The sequence below is a fragment of the Roseburia porci genome, assembly GCF_009695765.1.
In the GTDB taxonomy this organism is placed as follows: Bacteria; Bacillota; Clostridia; order Lachnospirales; family Lachnospiraceae; genus Roseburia; species Roseburia porci.
In genome coordinates this window covers 102,264-115,707 of the sequence record NZ_VUNI01000008.1, presented here as the reverse complement: position 1 = coordinate 115,707, position 13,444 = coordinate 102,264, and the positions used below count along the sequence as shown (strand labels likewise).

Below are 13,444 nucleotides of genomic sequence, written 5' to 3'. Positions count from 1 at the left end.
TTGATGACGATTTCGGTGAAGAAGGTTTCTACATCTTCTAAACTGACAATCGTTTATTTGTCATGCTCGCCTTTGTGCGGGCTATTTTCAATTCAACAGAACGCCAAAGGCGATCTTTCCTATAAAGTAAGAAAAGAACCCTTGCAGAAAACGCTCAGGTTCTTTCTTATTATTCCGGTAATTATCTTAATCGATGGATTACTTGAATGTATTATTTTTTCTGAACTTTAATTGTAACAGCATCTGAATCTTCCAGTTCAACACTAAGGCTGAGCTTTCCACCAAGATTTGTTTTCATAGTGCCAGCGGTAGCTCCGTTGATGGTAATTTCATACTCGGCTTCTTCTTCCAGGCCAAGTGTAATCTGTGCATCTTCCGGTCCTTCAACAACAAATTCCACGCTGTTTTCTGTTTCATTAAAATGATCAACTGCAGTCCCAGGAACAGACTCATATACGAACATTCCGTTACGCTCTAACTTTGTGATTTCTTTGAACGTCTTAACCTTATAAATGTCTCCATCGTGTTCAAAATTATCGTGCTTTGCCTTTGCTCCTAACGTATAATCTCCAAAGCTGATTGTTCCGTCTGCTTCTGTTCGAATTAATTCACTAATTGCAGCCATTTTTATCCTCCTGTACATTTTCGTAGTATCCTAATTATACAATACACACGTTATGATTTCAAACCAATTCCCACAAATTTAATACTTTTGTAATAGAAAGAAATCTGCTTTATTTTTTCTCAATGACAATTTTTTTGTTCTTCGTAGATACAATTACCGTATCCTGCGCTTTTATCTCTCCTGCAATAATTTTTTCTGCAAGAGCATCCTCAATTTCATCCTGAATCTTGCGTTTTAATGGTCTGGCACCATATTTTCTGTCGTACCCTTTATCCACAATGTACTGTTTTGCACTGTCACGCACGATCAATGTGATATCCAGCTGTTTTTTACAACGTGTTTCAAGTTCACGTACCAGAAGTGTCACGATTTTTTTCATATCCTCTTTATTTAACACACGGAATACGATTGTTGCATCGATACGATTTAAAAATTCCGGCTTAAAGATTCGTTTCACTTCTTCCATGACATTATTTTTCATCATGTCATAGTTATGCTTTTCATCTTCCACAGCACCAAATCCAAGTTTTTTCGGCTCAATAATGGATTGCGCCCCCGCATTGGATGTCATGATAATAATTGTATTTTTAAAATCAACCTGTCTTCCCTGCGAATCTGTAATATGTCCATCATCCAGAACCTGTAACAGAATATTAAAGACATCCGGATGTGCTTTTTCGATCTCATCAAATAAGATTACAGAAAACGGATTGCGGCGCACTTTTTCGCTTAACTGTCCACCATCTTCATGTCCAACATATCCAGGTGGAGAACCAATCATTTTGGAAACGCTGTGCTTCTCCATATATTCAGACATATCAACACGGATCATTGCATCCTCATTACCAAATACAGCTTCTGCAAGTGCTTTTGAGATCTCCGTCTTACCAACACCTGTTGGACCAAGGAATAAAAATGATCCCACTGGACGCTTCGGATCTTTCAATCCGACCCTTCCACGTCTTACTGCTTTTGAAACAGCCGCTACTGCTTCTTCCTGTCCAATCACTCTCTTATGAAGAATCGACTCCAGTTTCTGAAGCCGTGAAGCTTCACTCTCTGTCAGTTTGTTTACCGGAATCTTTGTCCAGCCTGCAACTACATCTGCGATTTCATCTTCACCTACAATAAGTTTTCTGGATTTTGAAGAACGTTTTACCTTCTTCTGTTCCTTCTCCAGTGCTTCCTCAAGTGCTGTCTTCTCTTCTTTTTTCTGTTTTGCTTCATCAATAGAAGCTTCTTTTAACGCTTCTTCCAGTTCCATCTGTTTTTCTTTGATCTGAATCTTAAGCTGCTGGATTGTATCCGAAGATTTCACCATGCGAAGCTTGGTCTTTGCTGCAGCCTCATCCATCAGATCAATTGCTTTATCCGGAAGGAATCTGTCATTCACATAACGGGAAGATAAACGCACTGCTGCCTCAAGTCCCTCATCGCTTATCGTAACACCATGATGTTTCTCATACAGAGGACGAAGCCCCTTTAAAATCTCAATCGTTTCTTCTTCCTTTGGTTCTTCCACCATAACCGGCTGAAATCTTCGTTCCAGCGCAGCATCTTTTTCAATATATTTCCGGTATTCTTCAATTGTCGTTGCACCGATCACCTGTATTTCGCCTCTGGCTAATGCAGGTTTTAAAATGTTTGATGCATCCAGAGCACCTTCTGCTCCACCTGCACCAATGATCGTATGAAGTTCATCAATAAAAAGAAGAACATTTCCTGCGGATGCCACTTCCGAAATCACTTTTTTGATTCGTTCCTCAAATTCTCCGCGGTATTTGGATTTTGCAACAAGTCCGGACATATCTAAAGATACCAGACGTTTTTCTGCAACTGTATCTGGAACTGTTCCATTCACAATACGCTGTGCAATTCCTTCTACAATGGCAGTCTTTCCTACTCCGGGCTCGCCGATCAGACATGGATTATTTTTCCCTCTTCTGCTGAGAATCTGTATTACACGGTCATTCTCTTCTTTGCGCCCAACAACCGGATCTAACAGATTATCTCTTGCCATAGCAGTCAGATCCCTGGAATACTGATCCAGTGTCGGTGTTGTAGAGCCACCTCTTTGTGAATTTTTGCTTTTGCTATATTCCTCACGGTATTTTGCAGGATCTTCGCCCATTGCACCAATGAGTTCCACAAAAATCTTCTGCGGATTTGCCCCCAGGGTATTTAACAGACGGGATGCAGCACAATCTCCTTCTTTTACAATTGCAATCAGAAGATGCTCTGTTCCAATTTCATCGGAATGAAAATGCTCTGCCTCCTCAGACGCACGTTCCAGCACCTGCTGTGTCCGTGGTGAATACCCATCTTTTTCCATAAGCTGAATCTCATCTCCCGGTGAGATCAGTTCTTCAATCAACTTTAAAAGTTTATCAAGCTGCACATGATTGGTCGAAAGCACCTCTGCGGCGACTCCGGTTCCTTCTTTCAGAAGACCGGCAAGAATATGTTCGGTTCCAATATAATTATGATGCATGCTTCTGGAAAGGCGGGCAGCCATATCCAGTGCCTTTTTTGCTTTCGCTGTATATGCTTTCACTCTGTAGCCTCCATTGACAAATAGTTATTGATTATTTAAGATCCAGAAATTCAATGTCGTCATCATCGTCATTTGTTTCTTCTGTCTCTTCTTCATCTTCCTCTTCTTCCTCATCATGGATTTCCATTTTATCGAGGAACTTATCCATAAGACTTCTCTTTTTTACACGTACATTTTCTTCATGATAAGATGACTGAACCTGTTCTGCAGCCTCACTGAATTGCTCATCTTCCTCATTGGAAGACGGAATTACCATAGTATCGTCCTTTTTCTGCTCCGGCTTCTCAGATTCTGTTTTTTCTTTCTGCTGTTCCGGTTCAGCCTTCTCCGGTTCTTTTATTTCCGGTTCAGCTGCTCCAGATTCTTCTGTATCCTCTGTGGCATTCTCCTCTGACGCATTGTTTCCACCATCTTCCTCGGAGTCGTCCTCTGGATTGTGCACATCTTCTTCGTTCAGATCATCTTCTTCGTCATCATCTTCGTCATCTTCAAGATCATCCACATCATCATCTTCATCCGGATCATCATAAGCATCGTCCAGACCATTCTGATCTTTTCTTGCAATTAAAAGGTTAATGATAATAATAATTAAAATTGCTGCACCAAAGATCATGCCAAATATCATATAACGATTTTTCTGTTTCATTTTTTCCAATTGATTCATCGCCTCATTATACTGTTCATTTTCATTCTGCTGTTCTGAAGAGTTATCTAACTGCTCTGCATATCTCTGATAAGTACCTTCTGCATTATCATACTGATACCAGTAATTCTGCCCCTGATCATTCAGGCAATATAAATAATAAAAATCACTGTCCGGAATCTCTGATGCATCATCCCTGTGATATGCGGTCACATTTTCTGTTTCCCCCACAGTAACGGACATCTGAGTAAATCCTTCCGGAATGGAAGCAGCATCCGGATTCAGGACAATTGCGTAATGCGAATCCGTGTGAAGCAGGATAAATGGATACACGGTTCCATCATTCGTGTTGTAAATATACAATTTTCCAGCATCTTCTAAATTCTCCGGAATCAGATATAAAAGTGTGAGTTCTGCTTTTGTAAAACTGAGAGCCGGGTAATCTGTTCCATCAATCGAAACAGAGCTTTCTGAAAAGTCAGCAGGGATCACATCCTCCGGAATCGTATCCGCCGGAATATAATTCAGTCCATTGATGGTAAACACTTTACTTCCATCTGCACTCTGCTGTTCTTCCGGCTGGTTTTCTTCTTCTGCGTCTTCGTCCTGCTCTTTTCGCTCGACATTAATCGTATAAGTTGCTGTAGATCCGTTTCCAGCCTTCACTACAACCGTAACCGTATTATTTCCAACCTGAAGATTGTCTGTTCCGGTAATTGAATCGATCGTTGCCGAAGAATTACTTGGAATTGCCGAAACGTCAATACTTGTAACATCATAGTCGACAGATGCCGTATATTTTGTTGTTTTATAGGAAAACTCCGGTGAGAGTGTTCCATCAGAAAGACTCAGACTTGATAAAGAGTTATCTCCATTGGTCGAATCCGTATCACTGTCCTCCTGTGAACCGGCAGCTTTCACAACTACGCCAGCAGCGGAATAATCTGCTGAAGCTCCGCTTGAATCGGTGCCTGATGTCGAAGTGGCAGTGAGTGAAGTAGAGCCTGATCCCACGACAGTAAATGTTACCGTTCCTTTTGCTCCATCCACACTGATCATTTTCTCACCATCTCCGCCACTGGAAGTGACCGAAGATGAATCAAATGAAATTACACTGCTGTCATATGACAAAGCTACCTGGGAGGATCCACCGCCCGGAACCGAAATTGTCGCTGTAAATGTATCTCCTACTTTTAAATCCTGATTTGACAATGCTATTGACAATCCTGCTGCATACACCGGGAACTTTGGAACAGCTATCATGGCTGCCATCAGAAGTCCCGCCAGCAATATACTGAGTTTCTTTTTCATTTTGTATCATCCTCACTTACTGTTATAAAAGACACCGGCTTCATGCTCCAGACAGAGTCATTGGCCGGCGTCCGATCAACACTATGTAATTCTAGTTATCCTTAGGTTGATGCTTCATATCCTTGATCGGGATATTTGCAAAAAGAGCCGGAACAGTTCCATTATTGGCATCGGATTCCGTCTCTGTGATTTTTACATCCAGAGCATCTGCATCAATATCCATATATTTTGAAATAACCTGAATAATATCATTTTTGATCATTTCCATCATCTCCGGTGAGCAATTTGCACGGTCTGAAACCAATAACAGTTTCAAACGATCTTTTGCAACATTTCCGGAATTTTTTTTCTTAAACAAATCCATCAAGCCCATGGTAAGCTGTCCCCCTTATTTCTTAAACATTTCTTTTAATTTGCTGAATACGCCCTGTTTCTCCTCAAGATTCAAAAATGGAACTTCTTCTCCCATGATACGTCTGCAGATATTTGCGTATGCCTGTCCTGCAAGACAGTTGCTTCCAACCAGAGGCTCACCCTGGTTTGTAGAAACTACGATCTGTTCGTCATCCGGTACTGCACCGATCAGGTTCACTGCAAGGATATCACACACATCGTTTACATTCATCATATCGCCACGTTTTACCATGTCCATACGGAGTCTGTTTACAACCAGGTCGATACGTTTCATCTCATTTGCTTCAAGTAATCCTACAATACGGTCTGCATCACGGATTGCAGATACCTCAGGTGTGGTAACTACAAGCGCTCTGTCTGCACCTGCAATTGCATTTTTAAATCCCTGCTCAATACCAGCCGGACAATCGAGAAGGATATAATCAAATTCTTCTCTGAGTTCATTGATCAGTTCAACCATCTGTTCCGGTGTTACCGCATCCTTATCTCTTGTCTGTGCAGATGGAAGCAGACACAGATCCTGATATTTTTTATCTTTGATCAAAGCCTGTTTCAGACGGCATTTACCCTCGATTACGTCAACAAGATTGTATACAATACGGTTTTCCAGTCCCATTACAACGTCCAGATTACGAAGTCCGATATCTGTATCAATCATAACTACTTTTTTGTTTAACTGTGCAAGACCTGTACCAACATTTGCAGTTGTGGTGGTCTTACCAACTCCACCTTTACCAGATGTAATAACGATTACTTCACTCACGAAAATTTCCTCCTCGGTTCTTAAATATTTCTCAAGATATTCTTTGTAATTGGTTCGATATATATAGCTCCGTCTTTTGCAACTGCGATCTGAGCTTCCGACGGTGCCTCTTTCTCTTTTCTGCGAAAACGTCTTCTGGTATTTTCTTTATCCGGACTTTTCGCGATCAGATCCCCAATCTGGATCTGGATCGGATTCATGTTCAATGCAAAAACAAAACAATTCCGTTCGCCCGTACATCCGGCATGAACATTTCCCTTCAGAGCTCCAAGAATCACAATATTCCCGGCAGATATGATTTTTGCCCCCGGGTTCACGTCTCCGATGATCGTAACGCTTCCTTCGCTCTCGATGATCTGTCCGGAACGAAGTGTTCCCTGATAAAATTCGCCATAAGGTACCTGTGCCATCGCGTTCTGCATTTCCTGCTGGATCTGCTGTTCTCTGAGCAGATTCTGTTCGATCAGCTGTCTTGTCTGTTCCTCATGTTCCTTATCATTGTCAATAATACAGATAATCTCCATTGAGGTATGCTTCATAATCTCCTCAATAATCCGATTCTCCTCGTCCGTCGACAATCTTCTTCCTTCAAAAGAAATCCCTACTTTTGCATTTTTGAAAAACTTCTCTGACTCCTGAAACTTTTCAATAATTGCATCCAGCAAATCCCGAAATGAACAATCCGGATCAAGTCTCAGATTGATTCCATAACGGTTGCTTTTCATAACTACGAATTGTGACATATATGCCTCCAAATATTATCTGTTATTATACAGACATCAACGATTCAATTATACCGAATCCACAGGATTATGCAATTGATTTTGTAAAAAACCATTATATTTTCCGTTTTATCCGCATATTCCTTCAAAAAAACTTATAATCCGCCACTCTGCAGTACTATTTCCAGGTATTTGTAATGCTGATCTGACCATCACATACCGAAACATCCACGGTTCCTCCACAGACAAGCGGCATCATTGGCGAAAAATGTCCAATATCAAGATCCATGATGACCGGCACCTGATACTCCGCAAGCAGATCTGTTACAGCCCGGTAATGATCGATCCCAAATGCCTCCTCGCCATAGCAGAGCGGTCTTCCGATCAAAAATCCCTTTACATACTGGAACCACCCCGCATTTTTCATATGCCAGATTGCCCGCCGGATACTCATAACATTCAGTTCGCAGGCTTCTAAAAACCAGATGATTCCATCTTCTTTGTATTTCTCATTAAATTGCTTAACCTGATCAAACCTCGTTCCCGTCAGATTAATCAGGCAATCCATACATCCTCCAAGCAGTCTGCCAGAAAAATGTACATCCTCATCCGGGAATCTTCGGATTCTGGTCTGTTCCGTCAGATGATATGGTTCCAATGGGTGTTCTTCATCTTTTAAGGATTCCTTCTCCCACATTTTGTATCCATGTACCTGATCTTTCCGTCCGCATAACACATCCATCGTGTCCTGTAAAGACTCATGCCACGGTTCCATACCAAAGGCTGCTGCACATGGTCCATAAATTGCTGCAGTATCACAAAGTGTTGCCGATAAAAATGTAAAATTGGTATTATCCGAAAATCCCATAAACCACTTCGGAGCAGCTTTACGGATTCTCTCAAAATCCATATATGGAACCACTTCGCACATCAATTCTCCACCACCGCAGGAAATAAGCACATCATTTTTTGTGGAACTGTATGCTTCGTTTAGTTCCTCTGCACACTTTTGCGGAGTATTGCTGATTCCGATTCCTCTTCCTTCATAACAATTCGGACCAACATCCAGCTGATATCCAAGCTCCGTAAACTTCTTTTTCGTATGTTCAAATGCCGTTTTATATGGCTCTGTATTGCACCCGAATGACGGAGCAACGAATCCAATTGTTCCATTTTTCTTTAAAAATTCAGGATATCTCATTTTCTTCTCCCACTCATATATTTTGCACTATTCTACCATAGATTTTCCCGAATCGCAAAACAGAGATGAAAACAGTCTGCATATAATACAGATACTGTTTCCATCCCTGTCCTAATTGTTAAGTAACTATTTTTTTAACTATTATTTATTCATATCTCAATGCATCGATCGGCGACATTCTCGCTGCACGTTTTGCCGGATAAGATCCGAATACGATTCCTGTCAGCATCGAGAAGATAACCGATACAATAATTGCTGTCAGCGAAGGACTTACACTTACCGTAAGCATTGAGCCGATATCCGATGCAAAATTTTTGATCAGCATCACTGCCACTTTTGACAGCAGGAAACCATTGAAAATTCCCAAAAGGATTCCTATAATTCCACCGATCAGACAGATTACCACGGATTCTGTCAGAAACTGCAGATGAATTCCACGGTTCTTTGCACCGAGTGCCTTTCGTATACCAATTTCTCTTGTACGTTCCACAACACTTACCAGCATAATGTTCATAACACCAACTCCACCGACGATCAGTGAAATTGCTGCAATAACAGATATCGCAATTGTTATTACTTTTAATACCGTATTGATCACACCAAGCTCCGATGCCATATCATGGCACTGGACTTCCCATGCTGTATCCTCTTTGTATTTGTGTTCTGCAAAATAAGAAGTCGTATCCTGTGCAAGCTGTGTCGGGTCCGTACCCTCTCCTGCCAGGACATTAAAATACTGAATTGCAGCCATAGCCGGATCATCCACCTGATCTGCTGCATAAGTAAATGGAATATAAACCGGTGTTGAGATATCTTTCTCTGCAACCTTTGTGTTTCCACCGCCGAGTTTTACCTTATCATATTGATAAACACCGACCACATATACCTTTAAGACCGATCCATCCGAAAGTGAAATACTGATCTGCTTTCCAATCGGGGAGTTTCCATCACATGCATATTTCACAAACAGGTCCGAAACAACTGCTGTCGCCTTTTCCTGCTCATTATCCTTTTCTGAGATATCCCGCCCCTCAATCAGGGTAAGCTTATTTGCATCTAACATCCCAGGTGTGGTTCCCATGGTATTTACATTTACTGTTTCTTCACCATCAACCGTTCCCGATCCAAGTCCAATGTTTGCAATTACAGACTTTACTTTATCCCCAAAGGCCTCCTTATACGCCATCAGATCCTCATACTGAAGCATATCGTCGGTTGTCATATCCGGATATTCCCATGTATCATAATCTACATCATCCGGAATTACAGCATTGACATATGCCGTAATCAAATTGGTTCCTCCAAGAGAAGTAAGTGTGGATGAAATCGTTTTCTGTAAAGAGTTACCAATGGTCGTAATCGTAATAACTGAACTGATACCGATAATAATTCCAAGCATTGTAAGAACCGAGCGGAGTTTATTGGCTTTGATGCTGTCTAATGCCAGCCGGATACATTCGAAAAGATTCATTTCTGCTCACCTCCTACATCTGAAAGAATATTACCGTCGCTGATCGTAATGATACGTTCCGTCTCCTTCGCCAGTTCCTGACTGTGCGTGATCAGTACGATCGTTTTATGCTGTTCTTTGTGTAATTTGTGAAAAATATCCATCACAAGATGCCCTGTTTTCGAATCCAGTGCACCTGTTGGCTCATCTGCCAGTATAAGAGATGGATCATTTACCATTGCCCTTGCAATTGCGACCCTCTGGTTCTGTCCTCCGGAAAGTTCATTTGGTTTGTGGGAGGCCCGTTCCTTCATTCCAACCATATCCAGAAGTTCCAGTGCCTTTTCCCTGCGCTGTTTTCCCGGAATACCGGCATACATCATCGGAACTTCTACATTCCGCACCGCAGAGGTTCTTGGAATCAGACAGAAATTCTGAAATACAAATCCGATTTTCTGATTACGGATCTCGCTTAATCTCTCATCGCTCAATGTGCTTACGTCTTCTCCATCCAGGAAATAATTTCCCTCTGTCGGACGGTCTAACGCACCGATCATATTCATCAGGGTACTTTTACCGGAACCGGACTCACCAACGATTGCCACAAATTCACCTTCATAAATCTTAAGATCAATGCCATGAAGGATTTCAAGTTCATTGGGCTGATTTTCATAGTATTTTTTTACAATACCATGCATATCAATCACAACTTTCTTTTCCATGCTCTGCAATCTCCCCTCTGTTACTCTGTGTCAACGGTATAGGATGTGGTATCATCCGGAACATATAAAGGAATCGTATCTCCTTCCTGTACATCATCCGGTGTACTGATGATCAGATCTCCGAGTTCCAGTTCATCTGAACTGATACCGGTATAATAATCTGTACTATCCCCAACTGTAACCGGAACTTTTTCGATCAGATAATTACCGTCATCCTGCTCTTTTCCGCGGTAAACATAAGAACCGTCATCATCGGCTGCAATGCTGTCATAAGGAACCGCCATTCCTTTTCCACCTTCTTTTAAGGTAATTTCAACTTTAACTGTCATTCCAAGAAGAAGACTGCTTCCGGCATCGACATTCACTTCTGCACTATATGCACTTCCCGAACTGCCAGATGTTCCGGCTGCTGCAGACTGATCTGCTGTCTTTGCATCAGACGAAGCAAAGTTGATCACCTTATTTACCGCACCTGTGTTTGTCTGATCCGGGAGAGCATCGGCTGTGATTTTTGCTGCCATTCCCTGCTGCACTTTTGTGATATCTTTTTCTTTAATGGAAACTTTCACCTTTAAATTGGTATTATCTTCAATCTGCATTAACGATCCGTTCGGAACACCACCCTGTGCAATATTAAGCTGTGTGATAATACCGGACTGCCCTGCAACGACTGTCATCTGATCTAACTGACGATATAATTTAGCAAGTTCCTTGGTTGTCTGTGCATCTTTACTGTTTGTAAGTGCATTGGTATCCACTGTATCCTGTGCAGACTGGATCGTCTGATCAGTTGTTCTCTGTACCTGGGTAAGGTTATCCTTTGCAGCCTTCAATGCCTCATTTGCAGACTGTACACTGGCGCTCAATGAGCCCACCTGTTCCTGGAGTGCTGCAATTGTAGAATCGTCTCCTTGTGCGATTGCCGCATCCAGCTGGTTCTTTGCGTTATTGTAATCCGCATTTGCTTTATCATATGCGCTTTGTGCATCTGTAATTGCTGCATTTGCAGAATTGATCTGGGAAGCCTGATCATTTTTCGCATCCTGAAGATTACGCTCTGCGATCTGATTCTGCTTTGCAGCAAGCTGATCCGAAGCGGATACCTGTTCCTCTAAGGTTGCGATCTGTTCTCTTACATCCGAATCATCGAACACACAAAGAACGTCTCCCGCTTCCACATGATCCCCAAGTGCAACTTTCAGTTCTTTCACCTTGCATGTAAGATCCGTGGTAACCGAATATACATTCTGGCTCTCTACAGTTCCTGTCGCATTGATCGAACTGGACAGATCCTGTTCCGCAAGCGGGAGCGCCTGCTCCATACTCTCCGCACTTTGAATCGCTCCAGCCACATTCGAGCCACAGCGTACAAGCGAAAAAATAACTGCGATCAATACAACTGCAACAATAAGAATTATGATAATTCTCTTTTTTCTTTTTTTCATCTCTATATCATCCTCCATTTTCAATTTGACCTTTTGTCAGATCTTATGAGGATGATTATATATGTTTTTGTTTCCGGGAAAAAGTGGGTTTGCTAAGAGTTAATACTTTTTAAGACTATCCTATGGGTTTCGTAAGAATTCCTTAAGAAAAAGACCGGCATCTTAACATACCGGTCCAAAGATCAGGCTATTTTCAGATGAAGCATATATTTTTGCTTCTGTCTGTAATAATGAATAAACATACAGAAATTTCTCCATGCAGAAAACTCTTTATGATAATTAAATCTGGTATCATAAAGGATCCCCTGCCTGTTGCACCAGTTATAAATATCCGTCAGACTAATGCCCTTCATTGTGCGGATATTATTCACAAAGATCTCAACCTTTGTCATTTCGTCTTCATTCTGTACAAACAGACGAAAAATTGTATTAATACACTGTATTTGAATCATACCGTTTTTCTGGCTCATTATGAGGATCCCTCCTTTGTATTTTTATGTTACTATAGTACCATAATTCCGATATTTTTTCCAGTACTTTCTTTCAAACACCTTCACAATCAAATGCAGGAATAAAGCTGTCTTTTGCAACGTCACCTTCCTGTATAAAACCATGTGTCACCCCAAGTGAAATTGCATAATCCAGATATTTTTCATATTCCCGGTCTGTAACCTTACGATTCAGTTCCGGATAATTTTCTACCTGTTTTAACGGTGTATACTGGCTCATCAGGCTGAGATAGATCTGATCCCCATACGTATCCACCAGATAACGTACGATCTTTTTTGCATCCGAAAGCAGTCCTGGGAGCAGTAACTGCCGTACGATCACCCCTTTTGCGATCAGATATCCATCTTCCGCTTCTGTAATATATTTTCCTTCTTTTTCCTTCTCTATGCCTTTTTCCGGATAAAAATATGCTTTGGGCTGCTGCCTTACCATTTCTGCGATTGCGGCCTTTGCCACAATGGCATAATCTTCGGCATGGGAATACTTTTTGCTGATCTTTGCATCCATATATTTAAAATCCGGCAGATACACATCCACAATTCCTTCTAATGCACGCAGTGTGTCAACAGACTCATAGCTTCCGGTATTATAAACGATTGGAATCGACAAACCCTGGTCTTTTGCACTCTGTACACTCTTTATAATATGTGGTACATACTGTCCCGGAGTCACGAGATTGATATTGTTTGCGCCTTTTTCCTGCAGTTCCAGAAATATTTCGGTCAGTCTCTCATCTGATATTTCTTTTCCGGCAAGTCCCTGCGCAATCTCTTCATTCTGGCAGAACACACAGTGCAGTGCACAACCGCTGAAAAAAACCGCTCCGGAGCCATTGGTTCCAGATATACACGGCTCCTCCCAGTAATGAAGCGCCGCACGTGCCAGTTTCAATTGGTCTCCAACGCCGCATACTCCCCCCATCTGCCTGCTACGGTCTGCTTCACATTTTCTTGGGCAAAGTGTACATTTTGTATAAATTCTCCGAAATTCAGCGAAATCTGTGCTTTCTTTTCTCATCTTATTCCTCTTGACGTTCTTTCTTTATTCATACTACAATATTGGTTGCGTGTTTGGACGCATGAAT

At 41.6% G+C, this 13,444-nt stretch carries 12 protein-coding genes; all 12 read right to left on the bottom strand.

Annotation, left to right across the window (positions count from 1 at the left end; all coding sequences use genetic code 11):
* Positions 1–211: 211 nt before the first annotated feature.
* Entirely contained in the window at positions 212–625 is a 414-nt protein-coding gene (locus FYJ75_RS06685) for an endosialidase (protein WP_154429691.1), read from the bottom strand.
* Between the two features lie 109 nt (positions 626–734).
* The gene (locus FYJ75_RS06680; protein ID WP_154429697.1) at positions 735–3,140 is read right to left on the bottom strand and encodes an ATP-dependent Clp protease ATP-binding subunit; all 2,406 of its coding nucleotides are present in this window, start codon (positions 3,138–3,140) and stop codon (positions 735–737) included.
* Positions 3,141–3,210: 70 nt separating this feature from the next.
* A complete protein-coding gene (locus tag FYJ75_RS06675) occupies positions 3,211–5,133 on the bottom strand; it encodes a cadherin-like beta sandwich domain-containing protein (protein WP_154429690.1) in 1,923 nt (640 codons plus the stop codon).
* A 91-nt stretch (positions 5,134–5,224) separates the two neighbouring features.
* On the bottom strand, positions 5,225–5,506 hold the full coding sequence (gene minE, locus FYJ75_RS06670; protein WP_154429689.1) for a cell division topological specificity factor MinE: 282 nt from the start codon (positions 5,504–5,506) through the stop codon (positions 5,225–5,227).
* A 15-nt stretch (positions 5,507–5,521) separates the two neighbouring features.
* Positions 5,522–6,310, bottom strand: a complete 789-nt coding sequence (gene minD, locus FYJ75_RS06665) for a septum site-determining protein MinD (protein WP_328596879.1) — start codon at positions 6,308–6,310, stop codon at positions 5,522–5,524.
* A gap of 20 nt (positions 6,311–6,330) precedes the next feature.
* Complete coding sequence (gene minC / locus FYJ75_RS06660) at positions 6,331–7,053, bottom strand: septum site-determining protein MinC (protein WP_154429688.1); 723 nt, start codon at positions 7,051–7,053, stop codon at positions 6,331–6,333.
* Between the two features lie 157 nt (positions 7,054–7,210).
* A complete protein-coding gene (locus FYJ75_RS06655; RefSeq protein ID WP_154429687.1) occupies positions 7,211–8,233 on the bottom strand; it encodes a S66 family peptidase in 1,023 nt (340 codons plus the stop codon).
* Between the two features lie 145 nt (positions 8,234–8,378).
* Positions 8,379–9,704: an ABC transporter permease gene (locus FYJ75_RS06650; RefSeq protein WP_154429686.1), complete on the bottom strand. Its 1,326-nt coding sequence runs from the start codon at positions 9,702–9,704 to the stop codon at positions 8,379–8,381.
* A complete protein-coding gene (locus FYJ75_RS06645) occupies positions 9,701–10,405 on the bottom strand; it encodes an ABC transporter ATP-binding protein (RefSeq protein ID WP_195838959.1) in 705 nt (234 codons plus the stop codon). Before FYJ75_RS06645 ends, FYJ75_RS06650 begins: the two co-directional genes overlap by 4 nt.
* 20 nt (positions 10,406–10,425) lie before the next feature.
* Positions 10,426–11,850, bottom strand: a complete 1,425-nt coding sequence (locus tag FYJ75_RS06640; RefSeq protein ID WP_195838958.1) for an HlyD family secretion protein — start codon at positions 11,848–11,850, stop codon at positions 10,426–10,428.
* A 182-nt stretch (positions 11,851–12,032) separates the two neighbouring features.
* Entirely contained in the window at positions 12,033–12,320 is a 288-nt protein-coding gene (locus tag FYJ75_RS06635) for a hypothetical protein (protein ID WP_154429684.1), read from the bottom strand.
* A 73-nt stretch (positions 12,321–12,393) separates the two neighbouring features.
* On the bottom strand, positions 12,394–13,377 hold the full coding sequence (locus tag FYJ75_RS06630) for a radical SAM protein (RefSeq protein WP_154429683.1): 984 nt from the start codon (positions 13,375–13,377) through the stop codon (positions 12,394–12,396).
* Between the last annotated feature and the right edge of the window lie 67 nt (positions 13,378–13,444).

What these genes read in the sequence shown, in the direction of transcription:
- minE (WP_154429689.1), bottom strand. Translation starts at nt 5,506, where the DNA reads ATGGGCTTGATGGATTTGTTTAAGAAAAAAAATTCCGGAAATGTTGCA.
- FYJ75_RS06645 (WP_195838959.1), bottom strand. Translation starts at nt 10,405, where the DNA reads ATGGAAAAGAAAGTTGTGATTGATATGCATGGTATTGTAAAAAAATAC.
- FYJ75_RS06675 (WP_154429690.1), bottom strand. Translation starts at nt 5,133, where the DNA reads ATGAAAAAGAAACTCAGTATATTGCTGGCGGGACTTCTGATGGCAGCC.
- FYJ75_RS06680 (WP_154429697.1), bottom strand. Translation starts at nt 3,140, where the DNA reads ATGGCTGCCCGCCTTTCCAGAAGCATGCATCATAATTATATTGGAACC.
- FYJ75_RS06655 (WP_154429687.1), bottom strand. Translation starts at nt 8,233, where the DNA reads ATGAGATATCCTGAATTTTTAAAGAAAAATGGAACAATTGGATTCGTT.
- FYJ75_RS06635 (WP_154429684.1), bottom strand. Translation starts at nt 12,320, where the DNA reads ATGAGCCAGAAAAACGGTATGATTCAAATACAGTGTATTAATACAATT.
- minC (WP_154429688.1), bottom strand. Translation starts at nt 7,053, where the DNA reads ATGTCACAATTCGTAGTTATGAAAAGCAACCGTTATGGAATCAATCTG.
- FYJ75_RS06630 (WP_154429683.1), bottom strand. Translation starts at nt 13,377, where the DNA reads ATGAGAAAAGAAAGCACAGATTTCGCTGAATTTCGGAGAATTTATACA.
- FYJ75_RS06685 (WP_154429691.1), bottom strand. Translation starts at nt 625, where the DNA reads ATGGCTGCAATTAGTGAATTAATTCGAACAGAAGCAGACGGAACAATC.
- FYJ75_RS06640 (WP_195838958.1), bottom strand. Translation starts at nt 11,850, where the DNA reads ATGAAAAAAAGAAAAAAGAGAATTATCATAATTCTTATTGTTGCAGTT.
- FYJ75_RS06650 (WP_154429686.1), bottom strand. Translation starts at nt 9,704, where the DNA reads ATGAATCTTTTCGAATGTATCCGGCTGGCATTAGACAGCATCAAAGCC.